The 19,365-nt window shown below is 58.5% G+C and carries 19 protein-coding genes and 2 pseudogenes; 9 read left to right on the top strand and 12 right to left on the bottom strand.

The window, feature by feature from the left end; translation table 11 throughout:
- The first annotated feature begins 115 nt into the window (after window positions 1-115).
- Window positions 116-1,240 carry a GNAT family N-acetyltransferase gene (locus tag ACYZT4_RS13890; protein WP_461980447.1) on the top strand — a complete coding sequence of 375 codons (1,125 nt, stop codon included), beginning with the start codon at window positions 116-118 and terminating at the stop codon, window positions 1,238-1,240.
- Window positions 1,241-1,255: 15 nt separating this feature from the next.
- Here ACYZT4_RS13890 and aqpZ read toward each other — a convergent pair whose 3' ends face one another.
- The 5 genes and pseudogenes from aqpZ to ACYZT4_RS13865 form a co-directional block, all read right to left on the bottom strand.
- On the bottom strand, window positions 1,256-1,951 hold the full coding sequence (aqpZ, locus tag ACYZT4_RS13885; RefSeq protein ID WP_461980445.1) for an aquaporin Z: 696 nt from the start codon (window positions 1,949-1,951) through the stop codon (window positions 1,256-1,258).
- A gap of 318 nt (window positions 1,952-2,269) precedes the next feature.
- Window positions 2,270-4,102: an ABC transporter ATP-binding protein gene (locus tag ACYZT4_RS13880; RefSeq protein ID WP_461980443.1), complete on the bottom strand. Its 1,833-nt coding sequence runs from the start codon at window positions 4,100-4,102 to the stop codon at window positions 2,270-2,272.
- A 90-nt stretch (window positions 4,103-4,192) separates the two neighbouring features.
- Entirely contained in the window at window positions 4,193-4,759 is a 567-nt protein-coding gene (locus ACYZT4_RS13875) for a peptidylprolyl isomerase (RefSeq protein ID WP_461980441.1), read from the bottom strand.
- Window positions 4,760-4,762: 3 nt separating this feature from the next.
- Window positions 4,763-5,568, bottom strand: a pseudogene (locus tag ACYZT4_RS13870) (alpha/beta fold hydrolase).
- Between the two features lie 14 nt (window positions 5,569-5,582).
- On the bottom strand, window positions 5,583-6,506 hold the full coding sequence (locus tag ACYZT4_RS13865; protein WP_461980439.1) for a LysR family transcriptional regulator: 924 nt from the start codon (window positions 6,504-6,506) through the stop codon (window positions 5,583-5,585).
- A gap of 49 nt (window positions 6,507-6,555) precedes the next feature.
- Here ACYZT4_RS13865 and ACYZT4_RS13860 point away from each other — a divergent pair, with 49 nt between their 5' ends.
- The 3 genes from ACYZT4_RS13860 to ACYZT4_RS13850 all read left to right on the top strand — a co-directional run bounded on the left by ACYZT4_RS13860 (window position 6,556) and on the right by ACYZT4_RS13850 (window position 8,776).
- A complete protein-coding gene (locus tag ACYZT4_RS13860) occupies window positions 6,556-6,870 on the top strand; it encodes a 3-phosphoglycerate kinase (RefSeq protein WP_461980438.1) in 315 nt (104 codons plus the stop codon).
- A 163-nt stretch (window positions 6,871-7,033) separates the two neighbouring features.
- Entirely contained in the window at window positions 7,034-7,633 is a 600-nt protein-coding gene (locus ACYZT4_RS13855; RefSeq protein ID WP_461980436.1) for an FMN-dependent NADH-azoreductase, read from the top strand.
- Between the two features lie 276 nt (window positions 7,634-7,909).
- Window positions 7,910-8,776 carry a carboxylate/amino acid/amine transporter gene (locus ACYZT4_RS13850; RefSeq protein WP_461980434.1) on the top strand — a complete coding sequence of 289 codons (867 nt, stop codon included), beginning with the start codon at window positions 7,910-7,912 and terminating at the stop codon, window positions 8,774-8,776.
- Window positions 8,777-8,795: 19 nt separating this feature from the next.
- Here the strand turns inward: ACYZT4_RS13850 and ACYZT4_RS13845 are convergent, their stop codons facing one another.
- The gene (locus tag ACYZT4_RS13845) at window positions 8,796-10,094 is read right to left on the bottom strand and encodes a mechanosensitive ion channel family protein (RefSeq protein ID WP_461980432.1); all 1,299 of its coding nucleotides are present in this window, start codon (window positions 10,092-10,094) and stop codon (window positions 8,796-8,798) included.
- A gap of 203 nt (window positions 10,095-10,297) precedes the next feature.
- Between ACYZT4_RS13845 and ACYZT4_RS13840 the strand changes: the two genes are divergently transcribed.
- On the top strand, window positions 10,298-11,644 hold the full coding sequence (locus ACYZT4_RS13840) for a DEAD/DEAH box helicase (RefSeq protein ID WP_461980430.1): 1,347 nt from the start codon (window positions 10,298-10,300) through the stop codon (window positions 11,642-11,644).
- A gap of 60 nt (window positions 11,645-11,704) precedes the next feature.
- Here the strand turns inward: ACYZT4_RS13840 and ACYZT4_RS13835 are convergent, their stop codons facing one another.
- Window positions 11,705-11,980: a hypothetical protein gene (locus tag ACYZT4_RS13835; protein WP_461980428.1), complete on the bottom strand. Its 276-nt coding sequence runs from the start codon at window positions 11,978-11,980 to the stop codon at window positions 11,705-11,707.
- 76 nt (window positions 11,981-12,056) lie between these two features.
- A complete protein-coding gene (locus ACYZT4_RS13830) occupies window positions 12,057-12,791 on the bottom strand; it encodes a DUF899 domain-containing protein (RefSeq protein ID WP_461980427.1) in 735 nt (244 codons plus the stop codon).
- Between the two features lie 177 nt (window positions 12,792-12,968).
- Here ACYZT4_RS13830 and ACYZT4_RS13825 point away from each other — a divergent pair, with 177 nt between their 5' ends.
- The gene (locus ACYZT4_RS13825) at window positions 12,969-13,358 is read left to right on the top strand and encodes a transcriptional regulator (protein WP_461980425.1); all 390 of its coding nucleotides are present in this window, start codon (window positions 12,969-12,971) and stop codon (window positions 13,356-13,358) included.
- 62 nt (window positions 13,359-13,420) lie between these two features.
- On the opposite strand, the gene ACYZT4_RS13820 is transcribed toward ACYZT4_RS13825, so the two are convergent.
- The 3 genes from ACYZT4_RS13820 to ACYZT4_RS13810 form a co-directional block, all read right to left on the bottom strand.
- Window positions 13,421-14,290, bottom strand: a complete 870-nt coding sequence (locus tag ACYZT4_RS13820; protein ID WP_461980423.1) for a DUF6279 family lipoprotein — start codon at window positions 14,288-14,290, stop codon at window positions 13,421-13,423.
- 65 nt (window positions 14,291-14,355) lie between these two features.
- Window positions 14,356-15,072, bottom strand: a complete 717-nt coding sequence (locus ACYZT4_RS13815) for a TorF family putative porin (protein WP_461980421.1) — start codon at window positions 15,070-15,072, stop codon at window positions 14,356-14,358.
- Between the two features lie 216 nt (window positions 15,073-15,288).
- Window positions 15,289-15,477 (bottom strand): hypothetical protein, encoded by a 189-nt coding sequence (locus tag ACYZT4_RS13810; RefSeq protein WP_017337097.1) that lies wholly within the window; start codon window positions 15,475-15,477, stop codon window positions 15,289-15,291.
- A gap of 351 nt (window positions 15,478-15,828) precedes the next feature.
- Between ACYZT4_RS13810 and ACYZT4_RS13805 the strand changes: the two genes are divergently transcribed.
- From ACYZT4_RS13805 to ACYZT4_RS13795, 3 genes are all read left to right on the top strand, one after another.
- Window positions 15,829-16,665 carry a CvfB family protein gene (locus ACYZT4_RS13805; protein WP_461980419.1) on the top strand — a complete coding sequence of 279 codons (837 nt, stop codon included), beginning with the start codon at window positions 15,829-15,831 and terminating at the stop codon, window positions 16,663-16,665.
- 46 nt (window positions 16,666-16,711) lie between these two features.
- Window positions 16,712-17,116: a DUF2177 family protein gene (locus ACYZT4_RS13800; protein WP_461980417.1), complete on the top strand. Its 405-nt coding sequence runs from the start codon at window positions 16,712-16,714 to the stop codon at window positions 17,114-17,116.
- 167 nt (window positions 17,117-17,283) lie between these two features.
- The gene (locus tag ACYZT4_RS13795) at window positions 17,284-18,216 is read left to right on the top strand and encodes a DMT family transporter (RefSeq protein WP_461980415.1); all 933 of its coding nucleotides are present in this window, start codon (window positions 17,284-17,286) and stop codon (window positions 18,214-18,216) included.
- Here the strand turns inward: ACYZT4_RS13795 and ACYZT4_RS13790 are convergent.
- Window positions 18,161-19,340, bottom strand: a pseudogene (locus tag ACYZT4_RS13790) (MFS transporter). The gene ACYZT4_RS13795 and the pseudogene ACYZT4_RS13790 sit on opposite strands and share 56 nt — an antisense overlap.
- Window positions 19,341-19,365: the final 25 nt, after the last annotated feature.

Here is a 19,365-nt window from a genome sequence, read left to right as displayed (position 1 = left end):
TACAAAGCTCCAATGAACTTATTATTCGACGGTCTGTCGGCCGTTTGCGGCGTGTGGAAAGCACGGCAATAAGCGATACTCGCAAGGCTTTACGCCGCAAATCGGAGGGATGTGGATGCCGTTGCAACGCTTGGAAAAACTGTCGGATCTGGCACCGCAGGTCTGGGATGCCTTGGTGCCGGAGGCTCAGCCGTTTCTGCGGCATGCTTTCCTTAGCGCGCTTGAGGACAGTGGCAGCGTCGGCCCGCATTCCGGGTGGCAGCCCGAACATTTGCTGCATATGAACGGCGGTCGATTAGTCGCCGCATTGCCCAGCTACCGCAAATGGCATTCCTACGGCGAGTACGTTTTCGATCATGCCTGGGCCGACGCGTGCGAGCGCGCCGGTATCGACTATTACCCGAAACTGTTGACCGCTGTGCCCTTCAGCCCGGTCAGCGGCCCGCGTTTATTGGCGGCCAAGGTCGAAGACGGTTTCGAGTTGTTGAAGAGTCTGCCCGGCTACCTCGAGATCGAAGAGCTCTCCAGCGCGCACATCAACTTCACCGACCCGTTCACCGACGCGGCACTGGCCGAACAATCCGGCTGGCTGCAGCGTATTGGCTGTCAGTATCACTGGCAAAATCGCGGTTACCGGGATTTCCAGGACTTCCTCGACGTCCTCAGCTCGCGCAAACGCAAGCAAATGCGCAAAGAGCGCGAGCAGGTGGCGGGGCAGGGTTTCGAGTTCGAGTGGCTGGAAGGTCGGCAACTGGACGAGGCGCAGTGGGATTTTGTTTACGCCTGCTACGCCAATACCTACGCAGTGCGTCGGCAACGGCCTTACCTGACGCGGGAATTTTTCAGTCTATTGGCCGAACGCATGCCGGAATCGATCCGCGTGGTGCTGGCCAGACAAGGCTCGCGACCCGTGGCCATGGCCTTCAGCCTGGTGGGCGCTGACAGTTTTTATGGGCGTTACTGGGGGTGCCTGGCGGAGTTCGACCGTCTGCACTTCGAGACGTGTTTCTATCAAGGCATGGACTATGCGATTGCCAACGGCTTTCAGCGTTTCGATGCCGGCGCTCAGGGTGAGCACAAGCTGATCCGCGGGTTTGAACCGGTGATCACCCATTCCTGGCACTATCTGCGCCATTCTGGCCTGAAAGCGGCGGTCAAAGATTTCCTGCAACAGGAGCGTCTTGGCGTGCTGGCCTATGCCGAGGAAGCGCGGACCGCCTTGCCTTATCGACAAGGCTGACCCTCGTTCGTGGACTCAGCTGCCTTCCTTGCCCAGCCATCGATAGGTCACGCCACCGATCACGGCACCCAACAACGGTGCGACCCAGAACATCCACAACTGCGCGATGGCCCAGCCGCCGACAATCAATGCCGGGCCGGTGCTGCGGGCCGGGTTGACCGAGGTGTTGGTGACCGGAATCGAGATCAGGTGGATCAGCGTCAGCGCCAGGCCGATCGCAATCGGTGCCAGCCCGGCGGGCGCGCGTTTGTCGGTGGCGCCTAGGATGATCAGCACAAACATCGCGGTCATCACCAGTTCACAGACAAAGCCTGCGACCAACGAGTATTTACCGGGGGAGTGTTCGCCGTAGCCGTTGGAGGCGAGGCCGGCAGACAGATCGAAACCTTCCTTGCCGCTGGCAATGTAGTAGATCAGCGCGGCAGCGATGATCCCGCCGATGACCTGGGCGATGATGTAGGCGGGCAGTTCCCTGGCCGGGAATCGACCACCGACGGACAAACCGACGGAGACGGCGGGGTTCAGGTGGCAACCGGAGATATGGCCGATGGCGAAGGCCATGGTCAGCACGGTGAGACCAAACGCGATGGCCACACCGAGCACGCCGATACCCAACGGAGAAGATGCGGCCAGAACCGCACTGCCGCAACCCCCCAACACCAGCCAGAACGTACCTAACAACTCAGTGACTGAACGTTTGAACAGCGACATGAGAGCGTCCTTGATAGGTTTCCTATCGAGACTGTATCGAGTTATGCATCCTGCAGATTTACGACAGGCTCAGTTCCAGAACCTTGGCTGAGTACAGCAGGGTTTTTCTGGATTTCCAGTGGGGTGGGGCGGCGCGGAGCAATGCCTGCGTTCGGCCGGCGTGAGGGCACGCCGAGCCCTAGCGAGGTGCCAAGTGGTGGGGCAAGAGCCTTTGCTTACTTTGGGTCGGGCCGCGCAGGCTTTTCAACGTGAGTCGCCGTAAGGGCGAAACCAATCTCCGCCATGACCCAAAAAAACGGATATTCACACCATCGAGCATCAATCAATCCCAACAAACCCCCCAGTCTGATGCTGCCACAACCGCGCATACAACCCGCCCTGCGCCAGCAGCTCGGCATGAGTCCCGGTTTCCGCAATCCTGCCTTTCTCCAGCACCACCAACCGGTCCATCCGCGCAATGGTCGAGAGCCGGTGCGCAATGGCAATCACCGTCTTACCCTGCATCAGGGTCTCGAGACTTTCCTGAATTGCCGCTTCAACTTCCGAATCCAGCGCCGACGTGGCTTCGTCCATGATCAGGATCGGCGCATCCTTGAGCAGCACCCGTGCGATGGCAATCCGCTGACGCTGGCCACCGGAAAGCTTTACCCCGCGTTCACCCACATGGGCATCGAAACCCGTGCGGCCTTCAGCGTCCGACAACAACGGAATGAACTCATCGGCACGCGCCTTGTGCACCGCTTCCCAGAGTTCGGCATCGGTGGCGTCGGGTTTGCCGTAAAGCAAATTGTCGCGGATCGAACGGTGCAGCAGCGAGGTGTCCTGGGTAATCATGCCGATCCGCGCGCGCAGGCTTTCCTGACCGACGTCGGCAATGTTCTGCCCATCGACGAGAATGCTCCCACCCTGCACGTCATAGAGGCGCAGCAGCAGGTTGACCAGGGTCGACTTGCCAGCGCCTGACGGGCCAATCAGGCCGATTTTTTCGCCGGGTTTGATCGTCAGGTTGAGGTCGCCGATGATCCCGCTCTTTTTGCCGTAGTGGAAATCCACCTGCTCGAAGCGCACTTCGCCACGGGCAACGGCAAGCGGTTTGGCTTCCTCACGGTCGGTGACACTCACCGGTTGCGAGATAGTCTGCAAGCCGTCCTGAACCATGCCGATGTTTTCGAAGATGCCCGTGACCACCCACATGATCCAGCCGGACATGTTGACGATGCGGATCACCAGGCCGGTGGCCAGTGCAATGGCCCCGACGCTGATCAGCGACTGTGTCCACAACCACAGTGCCAGGCCGGTGGTGGTGACGATCAGCAAGCCGTTCAGGGTGGTGACGACTATGTCCATGCTGGTGACTACGCGGCCGGCCAGCTGGGCTTTGACGGTCTGTTCTTCGATGGCTTCCTTGGCATATTGCTGCTCGAAGTTGGTGTGGGCGAACAGCTTCAGGGTGGTGATGTTGGTATAGCCATCGACGATCCGGCCCATCAGCTTGGAGCGCGCATCCGAAGACACCACGGAGCGTTCTTTCACCCGGGGCACGAAATAATAGAGGGCGCCGATGTAGGCAGCGATCCAGGTCAGCAGCGGAATCATCAGGCGCCAGTCGGCTTCGGCGAACAGCACCAGCGAACTGATCGCGTAGATCAGCACGTGCCACAGCGCGTCCACCGCTTGCACGGCGGAATCGCGCAGTGAGTTGCCGGTCTGCATGATGCGTTGGGCGATGCGCCCGGCGAAGTCGTTCTGGAAGAAATTCAGGCTCTGCTTAAGCACGTAACTGTGGTTTTGCCAGCGGATCATGCTGGTCATGCTCGGGCTCAAGGTCTGATGCACCAGCAAGTCATGCAGGCCCACGAAAACCGGGCGCAGGAGCAGCGCCACGACCGCCATCCAGGCCAGTTCGATGCCGTGTTCCTTGAAAAAATTGACGTTGGGCGTGCCCTGGGCCAGGTCGATGATGCGGCTCAGGTAGCTGAACAAAGCCACTTCGATCAGAGCGCCGAACAGGCCGACGGTCAGCAGCGCCGCGAAACTCGGCCAGACCTGCTTCAGGTAATAGGTATAGAAGGGGAAAACACGGTCGGGCGGAGCCGCTGTCGGGGCATCACGGAAGACGTCGATCAGTTTCTCAAAACGGCGATAAAGCATCAGTTCTCCGCCCGCGTACGGGCTCTCCTTTAAACAATATGAGCGGCGCCGGAGACCGACAGCCGCTCAACACTCCCTGTGCCTGCGTTCTTAGTCGATGCGTTTGGCCGACTTGATGAACACGTTATCGGCAGGCACGTCCTTCATGCCGCCACGGGTGGTGGTTTGCGAATTGACGATGATGTCCACGACATCCATGCCTTTCACGACCTTGCCGAAAACGGCATAGCCATCACCCTGATCGAGGAAGTCATTGTCCTTGACGTTGATGAAGAACTGGCTGGTGGCCGAGTCCGGCACGGAGGTACGGGCCATGGATAGCGTGCCACGGACGTTATGCAGACCGTTTTTAGACTCGTTCTTGATCGGCGCCTTGGTGTCTTTCTGCTGCATTTGTTGGGTGAAACCACCGCCTTGGACCATGAAGCCCGGGATCACGCGGTGGAAAATCGTGTTGTTGTAAAAGCCGCTGTCGACGTACTCAAGGAAGTTCTTGGTACTGATCGGCGCCTTGACCGGGTCCAGTTCGATTTCGATCTGGCCGTTGGTGGTTTCCAGCAACACGTGCGGTGCCTTGGCAGGCGTGGCAGCCGTGGCGGCCATCAGGTTGGCGGCAAACAGAACGGAGCCAGCAACGAGGGCGATTTTTTTCAGCATGGGTCAGTGATCCTGAGTGTGGTGGTGTCGACTGCGGTGAGAAACTCGAGCAGGGTTTGGTTGAAGCGTTCGGGTTGATCCAGCGGGGTGGCGTGGCGCGAATCGGCGATCACCACCAGCCGCGCATCGGGCAGCAGTTTTACATAGGTTTCCTTCAGCGACACCGGTGTGTAGTCACGGTCGGCGCTGACGATCAGTGTTGGACAGGACACTCTCGAAAGTCGTTCCTGAACCCCCCAGCCAACGATCGCGTCGAAGCTGGCGAGATAAGCATGTTTGTCGTTTTTTGCCCAGCGCTCGGCCATCATTTGACGCAATTGCGCCTGTTCCGGCTTGGGAAACAACTTGCCTCCAAGGGCTTTGCCGATGGTGCCCAGACTCAGGGCGCGCATCAAGCTCCAGCGCTTGAACCATTGCCAGTAATCGTCGCGGCTGCGCAGTTTGACCTCGGGCGCGCTGTTGACGATGCACAGGCTTTTGAGCAACTGCGGCTGATCCACCGCCAACTGGAAGCCGATCATGCCGCCCATCGAAAGTCCCACAAAATGTGTCGGGCCGAGGTTCAAATGTTCGATCAGGGCGATCAGGTCGGCGCTGAACCCGGCGATGCTGTAGCGCTCGCGGGGCTTGTCCGAGCGGCCGTGGCCGCGCACATCCGGCACGATCACCCGATAGCGGGCGGCCAGCACCGGGATCTGTTTTTCCCAGTCCAGGGTGCTGGAACCCAGGCCGTGGACCAGCAGCAGCGGCGTGCCGTGGCCATATTCCTCGTAGTGCAGGTTGCAACCTTCGTGTTCGAAATAGGCCATGGGTTCACTCCGTGTCAGGCTTGTTCAGGGGCAGCGAAAGGCGCATCCAGCGGCGCGGTGTCGAACGTGCGCAGCAGCTCGATGAGGATTTGCGTCGCCGGGCCCAGCGGTTTGTCCTTGTTTGAATACAGGTAGAAGCTCGGGTTACGGCTACCGCCCTGATCCAAAGGTAGCAGCTTGAGCGTGCCTTCCTTGAGTTCCCGTTCGATCATGTGCCGGGGTAGCCAGGCGAAACCCAGCCCGCTGCTGACAAACGTCGCGGCTGTCGCCAGGCTGCCGACGGTCCAGCGCTGTTCGGCACCGAGCCAGCCGACATCCCGTGGTTGTTGGCGACCAGAGTCGCGGATCACCACTTGCATGTGGGTTTCCAGGTCCTGGAAATTCAGTTCACGGTTCAAACGGTGCAGGGCATGCTCGGGGTGGGCGACCGCGACGAATTCAACGTCGCTCAATTCAGCGCCCAGATAGCCGGGGATACTGAAACCGGTGATCGCCAGGTCGGCCACGCCTTCGAGCAGAACTTCCTCAACGCCCGACAGGACTTCTTCACGCAGACGCACCCGACAACCACGGCTTTGCGGCATGAACGCGGTCAAGGCGCGTACGAGGCGTGCGCTCGGGTACGCGGCGTCGACGACCAGCCGCACTTCCGCTTCCCAACCCTGTTCCATGTGATGCGCCAAGTCTTCCAGTTGGCTGGCCTGTTTCACCAGTTGCCGGGAGCGCCGCAGCAGGACGCCGCCGGCTTCGGTCAACACGGCTTTGCGCCCGTCGATGCGCAGCAGCGGCACGCCGAGCTGATCCTGCATGCGGGCGACGGTGTAGCTCACTGACGATTGCGAGCGGTGCAGCGCTTCGGCGGCCTGGGCGAAACCGCCGTGGTCGACCACGGCCTGCAGCGTTCGCCATTGATCAAGGGTCACGCGGGGCGCTTTCATGTTGAGCTCCTCTTGTCCTAAGCTGGCAGTCCTTATTGGAGACTGCCGAATGAAAAAATTCTGTGTTGTGGTGCTGGCGATGTTGCCGTTGACGGCGTTTGCCTACCCGATCGACGTACAAAAACAGCTGAACGGCTTGAGCATCGACTACAACGCCTTTGACACGGATACCGACATCGCCTCCATTCAGGTGAACAACTACGGCAGCACTGACGCGAACTGCAAGGTGGTGTTCAACAACGGGCCGGAAGCGCCGCGCACTCGTAATATCGAAGTGGCCGCCGGCAAGCACAAAACCGCCACTGCCAAGTTCAGCCGCTCCATCATCAAGATGCGCATCAACCTGAGCTGCACCCCGAAATAGCGTCGTCACCCTGTGGGAGGGGGTTCGCTCCCCCAGGGCATGCTCAGCTTATAAACGAATTTATTGATGGGTTATAGCAGTTATTTGCGCTTTTTCATCGATATGACTCTGTTTAATCTCCACTCCATCGACTTACAGCATTCTCAGATGGAGCCTACATCCCATGTCCCGCGTTCTGATCATCGAAAGCAGCGCCCGTCAGCAAGACTCGGTGTCCCGTCAACTGACCCAGACCTTCATCAACCAGTGGAAAGCCGCGCACTCCAACGATCAGATCACCGTGCGTGACCTGGCCGTCTCCACAGTGCCGCACCTGGACATCAACCTGCTGGGCGGCTGGATGAAACCCGTCGAGCAACGCAATGAGATCGAACAGGCTTCCCTGGAACGCTCCAACCAGTTGACCGATGAACTGCTGGCCGCCGACGTGCTGGTCATGGCCGCGCCGATGTACAACTTTGCGATTCCGAGCACGCTGAAAGCCTGGCTGGACCACGTGCTGCGTGCCGGCGTGACCTTCAAATACACCGACACCGGCCCGCAAGGCCTGCTTAGCGGCAAGCGTGCTTTTGTGCTGACCGCTCGCGGCGGGATCTACGCCGGTAGCGCTGCGGATCATCAGGAACCCTACCTGCGTCAGGTCATGGGCTTCATTGGAATCCACGACGTGACGTTCATTCACGCTGAAGGCATGAACCTGGGCGGCGACTTCCAGGAGAAGGGCCTGAACCAGGCCAACGCCAAACTGTCCCAGGTGGCTTGATACTTTAATCGCCAGATAATCCCTTGATGTTCAAGTGACCTGGCGCAACCCCTTCAAGCCGTAACGCGCATCGACCTCCCTTTGCACTTGTTGCTCCTGAGTGCTGTAGCCCGATTGAACGCATTGGCGAGATCGGGCTTTTTTTTGCCTGTAATTTTATGAACGACACGAACCACTGTAGGAGCGAGCAAGCTCGCTCCTACAGTGGGTTCCGTGTGTTCTCGCGATGTAGGGCAAAAACAGCTATCGTCGCCGCCATTCGAAAATGAGGCGAGCATGGGCTATCTACTTTTTGTCACGCTGATCCAGGCGTTTTCCTTCAGCCTGATCGGCGAATACCTGGCCGGGCATGTCGACAGTTACTTCGCGGTGCTGGTGCGCGTGGTGCTGGCGGGACTGGTGTTCGTTCCGTTGACCCGATGGCGCTCAGTGGAGCCAGCGTTCATGCGCGGCATGTTGTTGATCGGCGCGTTGCAGTTCGGCGTGACGTACGTCTGCCTGTACCTGAGCTTCCGGGTGCTGACGGTGCCGGAAGTGTTGCTGTTCACCATCCTCACGCCGTTGCACGTCACGCTGATCGAAGACGCGTTGAACCGGCGCTTCAATCCGTGGGCCTTGATCGCCGCAGTGGTGGCTGTGATGGGTGCGGCAGTGATCCGCTATGACCGGATCAATCCGGATTTCTTCATGGGTTTCCTGTTGCTGCAACTGGCCAACTTCACCTACGCCGCCGGGCAAGTGCTTTATAAACATCTGGTGGCGCGACACCCGAGCGACCTGCCGCATTATCGGCGCTTCGGGTATTTCTACTTGGGCGCATTGGCCGTTGCGTTGCCGGCATTTCTGCTATTTGGCAGACACAACTTCCTGCCCGAAGCGCCGTTGCAGTGGGGCGTGCTGGTGTTCCTCGGCCTGGTTTCGACCGCGTTGGGCTTGTACTGGTGGAACAAAGGCGCGTGCCTGGTGAATGGCGGAACGCTGGCGGTGATGAACAACCTGCATGTGCCGGTGGGGTTGCTGATCAATCTGCTGATCTGGAATCAGCATGAAGAATTGGGACGGTTGTTTTTGGGCGGGTTGGTGATTCTGGCGGCGGTGTGGATCAGCCGCTTGGGGATACGCAAACCGGCCGTCGCACGCTGAACCCTTGTGCGATGAGATGTTACATCACGTGTTTTTCGGGCTCGGTAATGTGGCTTGCACCCAGCATTGCCGGGAGTAGTCCGGCCCGCAAATCCCCGCCACTTGGCTGTTGATAAAGACTCAACCCGAACTCCGGCAGCACCGCCAGCAGGTAATCGAAAATATCCCCCTGAATCCGCTCGTAGTCTGCCCACGCCGTGGTGCGGGTGAAGCAATAGATCTCCAGGGGAATGCCCTGCGCCGTGGTCTGCATCTGCCGCACCATGCAGGTCATGTTCGGCTGAACGTCAGGGTGACTCTTCAGATACGCCAGCGCATAGGCGCGGAAGGTACCGATGTTGGTCATCCGCCGCCGGTTGGCCGACATCGCCGCCACATTGCCCTGCGCCTCGTTCCACGCCTTGAGTTCAGCCTGTTTGCGGCTGATGTAATCGGTCAGCAGGTGCACCTGGGACAGTTTCTGCTCTTCGTCATCACGGATAAAGCGCACGCCGCTGGCGTCGATGAACAGGCTGCGCTTGATTCGCCGGCCACCGGACTGCTGCATGCCGCGCCAGTTCTTGAACGACTCGGACATCAGGCGCCAGGTCGGAATCGAGACAATGGTCTTATCGAAATTCTGCACCTTAACGGTGTGCAGAGTGATGTCCACCACATCGCCGTCGGCGCCGACTTGCGGCATCTCGATCCAGTCGCCGACCCGCAGCATGTCGTTGCTGGTCAGTTGCACGCTGGCGACGAATGACAGCAGGGTGTCCTTGTAGACCAACAGGATCACCGCCGACATGGCGCCCAGACCGGACAACAGCAACAGCGGTGAACGGTCGATCAGCGTGGCGACGATGATGATTGCACCAAACACGTACAAGACCATCTTCGCCAGTTGCACGTAGCCTTTGATCGAACGGGTGCGGGCGTGTTCGGTGCGGGCGTAGATGTCCAGCAGGGCGCTTAGCAGCGCGCTGATGGACAACACCAGGAACAGAATGGTGAAAGCCAGCGCCACATTGCCGAGGAAAATCATCGCGGTTTTGCTCAGTTCCGGCACCAGGTGCAGGCCAAACTGGATCACCAGCGAAGGCGTCATCTGCGCCAGTCGGTGAAACACCTTGTTGTGCCGAAAGTCGTTGACCCAGTGCAGGGCTGGCTGGCGTCCAAGCATTTTGGTGGCGTGCAGGATCAGGTAGCGCGCCACTCGTCCGAGGACCAACGCCACCACCAGCAATAACAGGAGGCCGAGGCTGGAATGCAGGAGTGGATGCTGGTCGAGCGCACCCCAGAGGTCTTGGACGTTGAGCCAGAGCTGTTTGATATCCATGGGTAAAACCGTTTCTTCTCGTTTGTTCGATAGGCCGTGTCGGGGCGATTAGAGCATTTAAGACGCTTTGAATGACGTTTGATGACAAAAGACGCAACAAAAAAGCCACTGTTTGCGCTCGTTTGCAGAAAGAGACTCGGCCTCGGCGCTCGAAACCGTTACCCTATGCAGCTGTTTTTTTGTATTTCTTCGAGGTAGCACCCGTGTTTTCCCAATTCGCCCTGCACGAACGCCTGCTCAAAGCCGTGGCCGAGCTTAAATTTGTCGAGCCAACGCCAGTGCAAGCAGCGGCTATTCCGCTGGCGCTCCAAGGGCGTGACCTGCGGGTGACAGCGCAAACCGGTAGCGGCAAAACTGCCGCGTTCGTTTTGCCGATCCTCAACCGTCTGATCGGCCCGGCGAAAATCCGCGTCAGCATCAAGACCTTGATCCTGCTTCCAACCCGCGAACTGGCCCAGCAGACCATCAAGGAAGTCGAGCGCTTTGCGCAGTACACCTTCATCAAGTCCGGCCTGATCACCGGCGGTGAAGACTTCAAAGTTCAGGCCGCCATGCTGCGCAAGGTGCCGGACATCCTGATCGGTACGCCGGGGCGGATGATCGAGCAACTGAACGCCGGCAACCTCGACTTGAAAGAAGTTGAAGTGCTGGTGCTCGACGAAGCCGACCGTATGCTCGACATGGGCTTTGCCGAAGACGTGCAGCGCCTGGTGGAAGAATGCACCAACCGTCAGCAGACCATGCTGTTCTCGGCCACCACTGGCGGTTCGGGCCTGCGCGACATGGTTGCCAAGGTCTTGAACAACCCGGAACACCTGCAGCTGAACAACGTCAGCGATCTGAACGCGACCACTCGCCAGCAGATCATCACCGCTGACCACAATCAGCACAAAGAGCAGATCCTCAACTGGTTGCTGGCCAACGAGACCTATCAGAAGGCCATTGTGTTCACCAACACCCGGGCCATGGCTGACCGCATTTACGGCCGCCTGGTTGCGCAGGAATACAAGGCGTTCGTCCTCCACGGTGAAAAAGACCAGAAAGACCGCAAGCTGGCCATTGATCGACTGAAGCAGGGCGGTGTGAAAATCCTCGTCGCCACCGATGTAGCCGCCCGTGGCCTCGACGTGGATGGCCTGGACCTGGTGATCAACTTCGACATGCCGCGCAGCGGCGACGAATACGTTCACCGCATCGGTCGCACCGGCCGCGCCGGCAACGATGGCCTGGCCATCTCGCTGATCTGCCACGGCGACTGGAACCTGATGTCGAGCATCGAGCGCTACCTCAAGCAGAGCTTCGAGCGCCGCACCGTCAAGGAAGTCAAAGGCGTCTACGGCGGACCGAAAAAGGTCAAGGCCTCCGGCAAAGCCGTTGGCGTTAAGAAGAAAAAGGTCGACGCCAAAGGCGAGAAGAAGAAAACCGGCGCCAAGGCTCCGACCAAACGCAAGATCGCCAACCGTCCAAAGACCGACGCCCTGTCGCTGGTCAGCAAGGACGGCATGGCCCCGCTGAAGCGCCGCAAGCCGGAAGCACCGGCTGCTGAATAACGCTTAGCCAGCCAATAAAAAACCGGACTCATGTCCGGTTTTTTTTTGTCGTGAATCCGCTCAGCCCTCCGCTTTTTTATCAGCGGTTTCCAGCTCTTTCATGCGCTGATCGATCAACTGGCACTTGTCCGGCAAATCGGCGCTGGCTGTGCCCAGGTCCATCTTCTGCAACTCGTCATTGATCTCCTTGGCTTTCTTTGGATTTTGCTGCGTGAGCTTGGCGACTTCCTTGGCCAGTTGTTCACGTTTTGCGGTAGCTTCCTCGGGCGTGCACGCCCAAACGGGAAGGCTGCAGGCGAGCGTGGCGGCGAGGGTCAGTTTCAGTAATGTGTTCATCGGTCAGGGCCTCAGTTCCGGTAAGGCGGGTTATCCGGTTGAGGGCTCATGGACAGGGAAAGTTCAGTTTTGCCTGCTATCCCTTATGGCAGCAGCTGGCCGCTGTCTGGTCTTCATAGCGATCGTGATGCTTTACCCATTCCATGATTTCCTCTTCGTTGCGGCCCTTGGGCATGAGGTCGAGGTAGTTGTAGGCGCCGACCAGCATGTCCAGGCCACGGGCGTAGGTTGAGTAGGTGTGGAAAATCTCCCCGGTGTCATTGCGATAAAACACGCTGAGGCCCGGTAGTTCTTCTTCGGCACCGTCGGATTTTTCGTAGTTGTAGGTCGCTTTGCCGGCCGCGACATCTTCCGCTCGTGACGTGACGCCAAAATCGTAGTTGAAGTCGCAGCCCACTGACGATACCCAATCGAATTTCCAGCCCATGCGCCGTTTGAACGCCTGGAATTCGGCAAATGGCGCGTGGGAAACCGCGACCACTGCAACATCATGATGAGCCAGATGCTGGTTGGCACCGTCGATGTGATCGGACAGAAATGAGCAACCGGGGCAACCTTCGTCCCAGCCTTCGGCGAACATGAAGTGGTAGATGACCAGCTGACTGCGACCAGTGAACAGATCGGCCAGCTTCAACTCTCCGTCAGGGCCCTGAAAGTGATAGTGCTTGTCGATTTTCATCCAGGGCAGTGCGCGGCGTTCGGCGCTGAGTTTGTCCCGTTCCCGGGTGAAAGCTTTTTCGTGAGCCAGGTGGTGTTTGCGGGCAGTGAGCCATTCTTCTCGCGACACCACCGGATGGTTCTGAACGTTCATCGGGTTTTCTCCTGCGCAATGCTGGGAGGTGACTGACGAAGCCTAGTCGTTCAGCGCACCTTCCAATCGACATGCCATCGGTCGGTAGTGGCAAAAAACCTGGCTGAACGCCTGTCGGCGCCGCCGGTCACAACCTATGAAGGCCACCCCACTCACGGGCTTTGGAGGTTGAACAGGATGACGACTTATAATTGGGATTTGATTGAACGGTTGCTGCATGAAGTGCAGAAGGGAGAACCCAGCTTCACACCACGGGCCTATGCCGAGCAGTACGCGGCGGAGAAAGCTACGGAGGGTGAGCAGACCGAGAATCTCGACCATCTGAAAGCGGTGGCCGGCGAGTACGAAAAGTTACTGTTGACGCGAGGTTATATCGAATCTCTCCCGGAAGAGCAGGGCGGAACCGGGTCGAACTACAAGCTGACACTGCGCGGATCGAGTTTGTTGAGCCTCATCGACAGCTGCATTCCGGGCAACGACCATCCGCGGCAAGTGCTGGATGAGCAGGTTGATGCCCTGGATGAAGCGACGTTCGACCAGGTGGCTTCGAAAGCGCAGATAGCCTGAAGATCACCACGACCATTGCAGGAGCGAGCAGGCTCGCTCCTGCAATGGATTTGTGTTGTTGCTTAGGTTTGTTGGGCAGCTTTGAGGCACTTCAGTTCGTTGAAATCCTTGCGCACGCCTTCGATTTTCTTCAGCAACCGCTCACGTTGAGCCGGCGTACTTTCTGCCATCAAATCCACAAACAGACTCCGCGCCTGAGCCTCGGTATTGGCGTAGGCCTTGCGGTAATCCGCCGTCCATAAACTCTCGCGATTCACCAGAAGCGTCTCTATTCGCTGTGGGAATTCTGGACTTTGACGCTGCGCAACTGCTGCACTGAACTGCTTCTGCCAATGAACACGGTTGGCGATCCACTGCGTGTTCTGATCGCCCAAGGCATTTGACCAGGCGGCGACTCGCTGTTGCTGGGTAGGGCTGAGCGGTCCGAGCCAGTCATCCAGACGTTTTTCCATCCGCTCACCACGCTCCTTGATCTGCTGATCAAGCGGTGGTTTCAGGTATTCCTGCTGCCGTTTGCGCTGGTCCTTGGCAAAAGCGTCATTCATCTCCGCCACTTGCTTGTCATCCAGCCCCTGCAACAACTCGATGGCCGACGGGGTAATTTCCCGCGCTGTCTGGGCGATGGCCTGCTTGGCTTCCTGGGTGCGGGTCTGCAGCGCGGCGTCGGTGACTTGGTTGGTCTCCACCATCACCTGCAAACGGTCCAGCCAGTCGAGGTAGCGCGGCAGTTGCGTAGTGCAGTGCCAGCTCAGGTGTTCTTTCAGGCGCTCGTTGAACCAGCCTTTTTGTTCGCCGTTCATGTCCAGATAATCGCTGAGCGTCCATGGAATGATCACGTCGAGATTGCGATACGCCAGGCCCATGCGGCTGCAACCGCCGAGGGCGAGACTGAGGGTGAGGACGACGGCAAGACATTTTAACCAGCGCGGCATGGGCGAATCCTTGCGAAAGCTCAGGTTCTCATGTGAACGCAGGATGAGCCCGGCAGTTCAGACGATCAGTAGAACGCGCGTTCGGCTTTGAGGGTGACCAGGCCATCGCACTGACTGTTGCGCCCGGAGTAAGCGGAACAGTCGCTGCCACTGAGGTTGGAATCGCTGTAGCTCAGGTCAAGGTCGATGCCCATGAATGGCCGCGACAGTGTCAGTGACCAATCGGTGAAATTGCCTAGATACCCTCCGTCCACCGACACCGGAGTGTTGAGCTGGTGGGTGGTGTATTTCATGCTGATCCCGATGCCGAACGGTTGATTGCCACCGAGGTCTGCGAACACGGTGCTGTTCTGTTTGTCCGGGTCGCTGCTGAACGCGGCGCCAAAACGGCTGCCCAGCAAGGTCAGGCCGCCGAAAAGTTCCTGGCTGTCGAGGGTGTCTACTTTAGGATAGCTGTAGCGGATCATGCCGACTTCGTAACCGAGGGTTTGATCGAAGGGCTGTTTAAAGCCCATGTAGGAATCGACTTCAAGGTTATTCCCGGGACTCAATCCCATGCTCGGCGACCATTGGCCGAAGTAAAAGCCGCTGTTGTGGCTGAGGTCCAGCCCGCCATGGAAAGAACCTGTGGTCGACGGCTTGACCAACCCCTGCGCCATGCTACGGCTGGGCGTTGTACCGAGCTTGAGGTCGAAGTCACCCAGTTCACGCTGGAAAATTTGCGCGTTGGCGACCGAGCATGACAGCAGGCTGGCGAGCAACAGAAGGGAGGGTTTGAGCATGCGTCACTCCATGACCGCGAGTAGCAGAAACGAAAACTGCTGAAACGCTTGATCTAGACGTGTGCAAGCATACCGGCGAATACTCGGCATCGAGGGCCGTTCGTCGATTTCTGGAATATTGTTGAGTTTGGCCGGTGTTGCGGGAGGGTTCCAGTCCAAGCGCTTCGAAGCTCAAAGCGCTTAGGGACTAGTTAACGCGGGGTGTAACGCAGGGTGTTATTTTTTGCCCAAGGTAATCTGCTTGGACGGACCGAACGTCTGGCCGCTGACGCCTTTGGCAATTTGCTGGATCTCGCCACCAGACTTGAGGAAAGCAGCGATCTGGTTGTTGATCGATTCGCTGGTTTCAACGGCTGGAGCTGGCTTTGCTTTGCTGTTGGATGCTTTTACACGCATGGCGGCCATTAACCTGTAGAAAATTAACTTGGCCACGCATCGTACAGGAAATACTTGACAATTGCTTGGCAAATATCCCCCTGAAATACGCATCACAAATGCTCTGTCCGTCGCAACTCATTATCCGAAACAGCTCGCTAAGCTGCTGTTTTAAATAAGAACATCGATGGTCTGGAAAAGGTTTTCTGCTAATTCGCAGAGGTAATAGACATCCGATCAGTCTGACGAGCGGCCGTGCACACTCGACAAATCCCAGGAAAATTAAGGGCCTCAGCGGATATTCTCCAGCCGCCGGCCCGGGCGCCTAACGCAGCCTGCAAAAACGGGTAGAATGCCGCCCACGCAATGAGGGTATTGGACATGGCTTTAGTCGGGCGCTACAACAGTTTGCAAGTGGTTAAACATACTACCTTCGGTTTATACCTGGACGGTGGTGCGGAGGGCGAAATTCTTCTGCCTAATCGTTATATCCCCAAAGATATTCCCAGCGAAGATGAAGACTGGCTCAACGTTTTTATTTATCTGGACAGCGAAGACAAACTCATCGCAACGACTGAGAAGCCGAAAGTGCAAGTCGGTGGATTCGCCAGTTTGAAAGTCGTTGAAGTCAACAGCATCGGGGTTTTCCTGGATTGGGGCCTGCCGAAGGACTTGTTGCTGCCGTATTCTGAAGAAAAGCGTCAGATGACCGCCGGCGAGTACGTTGTGGTGCACGTTTACCTCGACAAGCATACCCGTCGCATCACCGCGACCGCGCGTCTGGATCGCTACCTCGACAAGACCCCGGCCAGCTACACCCCCGGCCAGGAGGTTGATCTGCTGGTTGCCGAAGCAACCGACATGGGCTTCAAGGCGATCATCAACAACAAGCATTGGGGCCTGATCCACAAGAACGAAGTCTTCAAGTTCATGCGCGCTGGCAAGGAAGAGAAGGGCTTTATCAAAGAAGTCCGGGCCGACGGCAAGATCAGCCTCAGCCTGCAACCGGTCGGCGAAGAAGCCGCCACCAGCCTCAACTCTAAGATTCTCGCCAAATTGCGCGAAAACAATGGCAGCCTGCCCGTGAGCGATAAAAGCGATCCGACAGTAATCACCAGCATGTTTGGCGTCAGCAAGGGCAACTTCAAGAAAGCCATCGGTACCTTGTACAAGAATGGCCAGATTGTCATTCACGCCGATCGCATTGAACTAAGCTGACCTCGCGTCGGCCCCATGTAGGTCGATCACATGGGGCTGGACTGCAATGAAAAAAGCGCTGTTTGCCTACGCTGGCACCTTGTTGGCGTTTCTCGTGCTCGATGGGCTCTGGCTCGGCGTGCTGATGGCCCCGACCTATCGGGCGCTGCTCGGACCGCTGATGCTCGACCAACCGCTGCTGGCCCCGGCTGCGGTGTTCTATCTCCTTTATGCCGTGGGTTGCGTGGTGTTCGTGGTGTTGCCGGCGAGTAGCTGGCAGCGCGCTGCCCGGCTGGGGGGATTGCTAGGGCTGGTGGCTTACGGCACGTATGACTTGAGCAACTGGGCGACACTTCACGGTTGGTCGGCGCAATTGGCGCTGATGGACATGGCGTGGGGCGCACTGGCGACCGCTGTTGCCTGTACTGTCGGCTATGGGGCTGCGCGCAGGATGACGCCTGTGAGCCGTTGAGCGTCTGTTGCAGACGCTATTTTTTGCGCCGACTGGCTAATAATCATCACTATAGTTTTTCGCCTTGGCACGTTCCGCTCCTACAGTGAGACGGTATAACGACGCTTGCCGGGGCTTTGCTTATTACTGTGAGTCACTGCCATGAATTGTGTTGTCGAGGTATCCCGGTGAGCGCCACCCGGCGCAGAGCCGATAAATTTGCTCTGCAAGTAATGATGGGTTTGTGCCTTATCTGGGGTGTGCAGCAGGTCATGATCAAGTGGGCGGCGCCTGATATCGCACCGGTCATGCAGGCGGCGGGGCGGTCAGGCATTTCTGCATTGCTTGTAGGATTGCTCATCTGTTGGAAGGGCGGTTGGGACAAGGTCGGCGATACATGGCGCGGTGGACTACTCGCCGGTGCGCTGTTCGGACTGGAGTTCTTCTTCATTTCCGAAGGCTTGCAACTGACCACCGCCGCGCACATGTCGGTGTTCCTTTATACCGCGCCGATTTTTACCGCACTGGGCGTGCACTGGTTGTTGCCGAGTGAGCGACTAAGGGCGGTGCAATGGTTCGGGATTTTTCTTGCGTTTGTCGGCATTGCCATTGCATTTGCTGGCGGGGTTTCGTGGGACAACCTTGATCGCCGTATGCTGATCGGCGATGCATTGGGCGTGCTGGCCGGCGCCGCGTGGGGCGCGACGACCGTGGTGGTGCGCGCTTCGCGTCTGTCGGAAGCACCGGTGACCCTCACCTTGTTCTACCAGTTGATTGTCGGCTTCGTCGGCTTGCTGCTGATCGCGATGCTCAGCGGTCAGGTCACCCACGTCAACCTGACCACCGTGGCCGTGGCCAGCGTGCTGTTCCAGGGTTTGGTCGTGTCGTTTTTCAGCTATCTGACCTGGTTCTGGTTGTTGCGGCGCTATCTGGCGGCGAACCTGGCGGTGTTTTCCTTTATGACGCCGTTGTTCGGCGTCACGTTCGGCGTGGTGTTGCTGGGTGAGGCGCTGAGTCTCAACTTCGTCATTGGAGCCTCACTGGTGTTGCTCGGCATCACGTTTGTCAGCGCCGAGCAGTGGGTGCGCCGTCGTTTGCGCAGAGCCCTCGGCCAGCACTGACCGGACCGAGCAACACGCCGCCGGCGACGAGCAGACCACTGCCCGCGACGATCAGCGCTGGCTGCAAGCCCCCGCTGAAATGGCTGCTCAACGCCGCCAGCAAAGGTCCGGCGAGCTGACCCACGGCGAAGCACGCCGTGAGCAGCCCGGCGTTGCGTTGGGTGGCGTGGGGCGCCAGTTCCCGCGAGCGCTGCATCACCAACTGCATGCAGGCCAGGAACGGCGTGCCGCACAAGATCACCCCCCAACGCCAGGCCTGAACCACTGCCCAACAGGCAGGCAAACACGCCGGCCGCCTGCAACCACAAGGTGACCATCAACCAATGACGGGTGGCATTCGGGTTGTGTCGACGCAGACTCACCAGCACCACGCCGAAGGCCGACGCCAGGCCAAAACACGGCCAGAACAAGTCGGCTTGCCACTGCCCGTGGAACTGCGCGTTGGCCATTTGCGAGAGGTACGTGGCCGGGATGATGTAGCCCAAACCGTACAAAGCATAAATCGCCCCCAAACGGCCGATCCCCTGAGTACCCGAGTTAGCGTTGGGTTCAGCGACGACGCTCGTGGTCGGTTGCGGCAGAAACGGCAGAATGCTCAGCAACATCACCAGGCCGACCGCCGCATACACCAGCCACAAGGTTGCGGACGTCTGACCCAGCAGGTTCGACCCCAACGCCAACAATCCTGTCAGAAAAATCCCCAAACCCGGTCCGGCAAATACCAGCGCGCCAAGCCGAGGACGACCCGCGGCCGCGGCCAATGGCTGACTCAGCGCGGCGATCATCACCAGCACCCAGGCGCTGGCCACGCCTGTGCCGAAACGCAACAGCAGATGCGACCAGAATCCGCAGGCCCAGAACGACGCGAGGGTGAGCAATACGCACAGCCACAAACCACCGAGCAGTCGCCGCCGGACTTGCTCAGGGCGACGGGAGAACATCGCGTCCACGGCGCCCACGAAGTAGCCAAGGTAATTGGCGGCAGCAATCAGACCGGCGGCGGTCAGGTCGATCTGACCTTCACTGAGCAAGTGCGGCAGTTGCGGGGTGAGGGCGAATCGCCCGATACCCATGGCCATCATGAGCGCGATAAAACTGGCAAGTAAGCGAATCAGAGGCGACATGGCCAAGGCTCAGGCAGAGGATCAA

Source organism: Pseudomonas sp. GB2N2 (assembly GCF_054897705.1).
Note: the sequence above shows the minus strand (reverse complement) of the source record. Positions and strands in the feature narration are given on the sequence as shown.

Bases quoted from the DNA above. Each gene is read 5' to 3' on its own strand.
- ACYZT4_RS13890 (WP_461980447.1), top strand. From the start codon at position 116: ATGCCGTTGCAACGCTTGGAAAAACTGTCGGATCTGGCACCGCAGGTC.
- aqpZ (WP_461980445.1), bottom strand. From the start codon at position 1,951: ATGTCGCTGTTCAAACGTTCAGTCACTGAGTTGTTAGGTACGTTCTGG.
- ACYZT4_RS13880 (WP_461980443.1), bottom strand. From the start codon at position 4,102: ATGCTTTATCGCCGTTTTGAGAAACTGATCGACGTCTTCCGTGATGCC.
- ACYZT4_RS13875 (WP_461980441.1), bottom strand. From the start codon at position 4,759: ATGCTGAAAAAAATCGCCCTCGTTGCTGGCTCCGTTCTGTTTGCCGCC.
- ACYZT4_RS13865 (WP_461980439.1), bottom strand. From the start codon at position 6,506: ATGAAAGCGCCCCGCGTGACCCTTGATCAATGGCGAACGCTGCAGGCC.
- ACYZT4_RS13860 (WP_461980438.1), top strand. From the start codon at position 6,556: ATGAAAAAATTCTGTGTTGTGGTGCTGGCGATGTTGCCGTTGACGGCG.
- ACYZT4_RS13855 (WP_461980436.1), top strand. From the start codon at position 7,034: ATGTCCCGCGTTCTGATCATCGAAAGCAGCGCCCGTCAGCAAGACTCG.
- ACYZT4_RS13850 (WP_461980434.1), top strand. From the start codon at position 7,910: ATGGGCTATCTACTTTTTGTCACGCTGATCCAGGCGTTTTCCTTCAGC.
- ACYZT4_RS13845 (WP_461980432.1), bottom strand. From the start codon at position 10,094: ATGGATATCAAACAGCTCTGGCTCAACGTCCAAGACCTCTGGGGTGCG.
- ACYZT4_RS13835 (WP_461980428.1), bottom strand. From the start codon at position 11,980: ATGAACACATTACTGAAACTGACCCTCGCCGCCACGCTCGCCTGCAGC.
- ACYZT4_RS13830 (WP_461980427.1), bottom strand. From the start codon at position 12,791: ATGAACGTTCAGAACCATCCGGTGGTGTCGCGAGAAGAATGGCTCACT.
- ACYZT4_RS13825 (WP_461980425.1), top strand. From the start codon at position 12,969: ATGACGACTTATAATTGGGATTTGATTGAACGGTTGCTGCATGAAGTG.
- ACYZT4_RS13820 (WP_461980423.1), bottom strand. From the start codon at position 14,290: ATGCCGCGCTGGTTAAAATGTCTTGCCGTCGTCCTCACCCTCAGTCTC.
- ACYZT4_RS13815 (WP_461980421.1), bottom strand. From the start codon at position 15,072: ATGCTCAAACCCTCCCTTCTGTTGCTCGCCAGCCTGCTGTCATGCTCG.
- ACYZT4_RS13810 (WP_017337097.1), bottom strand. From the start codon at position 15,477: ATGGCCGCCATGCGTGTAAAAGCATCCAACAGCAAAGCAAAGCCAGCT.
- ACYZT4_RS13805 (WP_461980419.1), top strand. From the start codon at position 15,829: ATGGCTTTAGTCGGGCGCTACAACAGTTTGCAAGTGGTTAAACATACT.
- ACYZT4_RS13800 (WP_461980417.1), top strand. From the start codon at position 16,712: ATGAAAAAAGCGCTGTTTGCCTACGCTGGCACCTTGTTGGCGTTTCTC.